Here is a 2,813-nt window from a genome sequence, read left to right as displayed (position 1 = left end):
CAGCTTCGAGGCGCCGGGTGCCGCGTTGCGCCTGACCTTCCCGCCCGATGGCGCCCGGCTCGCTGCCGATGGCGCGCCGGTGACGGTCAAGCTCAGCGGCGGCGCCGCGCCGTTCTCGGTGATCGCCAATGGCAGTCCCGCCCTCACCGGACAGCACGCGCGCGAGGTCGAACTGCCCTATCCCGGTGCCGGCTTTTCCACGCTGGTGGTGGTGGATCGCAACGGCCGCTCTGACCGGGTGACGGTGTGGCTGGATTGACCCGGCAGGGGCGGGGTGAGGCCTCATCTTACCTCATGGTAGAAAGACGCCTTGCCCGGAACAAAGGCACGAAGTGCCCCCGCAGCACCCGACCGCCCACCCGCGGTCGGGCGCGGTCCTCGATGTCGAAAATCCGCCGCCGGATGGGGGGGCCCGATCCGGCGCCAATCCCGTCAGGCCCGCTTCTCGCCCAGGCGGGCCACGCCCAGCAGGTCCAGCACCTTGGCTTCGATCCGGGCGGCGTCCATGCCGGCCACCGCGTACATATCCGCCGGGCTGGCCTGGTCGATGAAGATGTCGGGAAACACCATCGAGCGGAATTTCAGCCCGGTATCGAACACGCCTTCTTCCGCCAGCAACTGCGCCACATGGCTGCCAAAGCCGCCAACCGCGCCTTCCTCCAGCGTGATCAGCGCCTCGTGTTCGGCTGCCAGAGCCAGGATCAACTCCCGGTCCAGCGGCTTGGCAAATCGGGCATCGGCCACCGTCGGGGTGATGCCGCGCGCCGCCAGCGCCTCGGCGGCCTTTTCCGCCTCGGCCAGCCGCGCGCCGTAGGACAAAATCGCCACCCGGCCGCCTTCGCGGATGATCCGGCCCTTGCCGATCTCCAGCACCGCGCCGGCCTCGGGCATCTCCACCCCGGTGCCCTCGCCGCGCGGATAGCGGAAGGCGATCGGCCCATCCTCATGCGCCGCCGCGGTGGCCACCATATGTTTCAGCTCGGCCTCGTCCGCCGCTGCCATCACCACGAAACCGGGCAGGTTGGCTAGGAAGGCGATGTCATAGCTGCCGGCATGGGTGGCGCCGTCGGCCCCGACCAGCCCGGCGCGGTCGATGGCAAACCGCACCGGCAGCCGCTGGATCGCCACGTCATGCACCACCTGGTCATAGCCGCGCTGCAGGAAGGTGGAATAGATCGCGCAGAACGGTTTCATCCCGCCGGCGGCCAGCGCCGCGGCAAAGGTCACGCCATGCTGTTCGGCGATGCCGACATCGAAACAGCGGCTGGGATAGCGTTCGGCAAACAGGTTCAGCCCGGTGCCATCCGGCATCGCCGCGGTCACCGCGCAGATCTTGTCATCCTCGCCGGCCAGCCGCAGCAGTTCCTTGCCGAAGACGCCGGTAAAGCTGGGCGCGTTCGACGGCGCCTTTTTCTGCTCGCCGGTGACCATGTCGAACTTGGCAGTGGCATGGCCCTTGTCGCGCGCCTGTTCGGCCGGGCGATAGCCCTTGCCCTTGCGCGTCAGCACATGGATCAGCACCGGGCCATGTGCCCGCGCCCGGACCGTGCGCAGCACCGGCAACAGCTGATGCAGGTCATGCCCGTCGATCGGCCCGAGATAGGAAAACCCCAGCGCCTCGAACAGGGTGCCGCCCACCGCCATGCCCTTCAGCATGTCCTTGGCCCGCTTGGCGCCCTCGCGGAACGGTTCCGGCAACAGCGACACCGCGCCCTTGGCCGCGTCTTTCAGGTGCTGGAACGGCTCCTCGGCATAGAGCCGCGACAGGTACGACGACAGCGCCCCGACCGGGGGCGCGATGCTCATTTCGTTGTCGTTCAGGATGACGATCATCCGCTTGCCCAGATCGCCGGCATTGTTCATCGCCTCGAAGGCCATGCCGGCGCTCATCGCGCCGTCGCCGATCACCGCCACCACGTCGCCGATCCCCTCGGGCGTCACCCCGCCCAGGTCGCGCGCCACCGCATAGCCCAGCGCGGCGCTGATCGAGGTGCTGGAATGCGCCGCCCCGAACGGGTCATAGGGGCTTTCCGCCCGCTTGGTAAAACCGCTCAACCCGTCCTTCATCCGCAGCGTGCGGATGCGGTCGCGGCGTTCGGTCAGGATCTTGTGCGGATAACACTGGTGACCGACATCCCAGATCAGCTTGTCGCGCGGCGTGTCAAAGATCGCGTGCAGCGCCACGGTCAGTTCGACCACGCCCAACCCGGCGCCCAGATGCCCGCCGGTGACGGAAACCGCCGAGATCGTCTCGGCCCGCAATTCGTGGGCAAGCTGCACCAGCTGGCTGTCGCTCAGCCCCTTCATGTCGGCGGGGCGGCGGATCCGGTCAAGCAGGGGTGTGGCGGGGCGGTCGGTCACTGGCGGCTCCTTGCCTTCAGTTGTCGCGGGAAATAACGAAACGCGCCGCCTGGCGCAAGCAGTCGGCCCGGTCGCCATAGGGCGCCAAGGCGTCGCAGGCGGCCTCGGCCAGTTCGGTGGCGCGCGCCGTCGCCCCCTCCAGCCCCAGCAGCGAAACAAAGGTCGCCTTGCCCGCCGCCGCGTCTTTCTGCAGCCGCTTGCCGGTTTTCTCGGGGTCGCCGGCCACGTCGAGGATGTCATCGGCGATCTGGAACGCCAGGCCCAGGCAGCGGGCATAATCCGAAAGCGGCCCGGTCTCGGCCCCGGCCAGCCGTGCGCCGGCCACCGCCGCCCATTCGATCAACGCGCCGGTCTTGCCCGCCTGCAGTGCGGTGATCTGCTCCAGCGTCAGCGGCGCGGTGGCGGTTTCCGCCGCGATGTCCAGCGCCTGGCCCAGCACCATGCCGCGCGCC

2 protein-coding genes and 1 pseudogene are annotated in these 2,813 nt (G+C 69.0%); 1 reads left to right on the top strand and 2 read right to left on the bottom strand.

The genetic code is table 11. The features are described 5' to 3' along the window. Positions 1 to 259 (top strand): annotated as a pseudogene (locus CVM52_RS25000) (penicillin-binding protein 1C); the annotation flags it as partial. A gap of 173 nt (positions 260 to 432) precedes the next feature. Here CVM52_RS25000 and dxs read toward each other — a convergent pair. Continuing rightward, complete coding sequence (gene dxs / locus CVM52_RS24995) at positions 433 to 2,361, bottom strand: 1-deoxy-D-xylulose-5-phosphate synthase (RefSeq protein ID WP_100164982.1); 1,929 nt, start codon at positions 2,359 to 2,361, stop codon at positions 433 to 435. A gap of 16 nt (positions 2,362 to 2,377) precedes the next feature. After that, the coding region (locus CVM52_RS24990) for a polyprenyl synthetase family protein (protein WP_205965031.1) at positions 2,378 to 2,813 on the bottom strand (436 nt) is incomplete at its 5' end.

The sequence above is a fragment of the Pseudooceanicola lipolyticus genome, assembly GCF_002786325.1.
Classification (GTDB): domain Bacteria; phylum Pseudomonadota; class Alphaproteobacteria; order Rhodobacterales; family Rhodobacteraceae; genus Pseudooceanicola_C; species Pseudooceanicola_C lipolyticus.
This window is presented reverse-complemented; position numbering and strand designations above follow the sequence as displayed.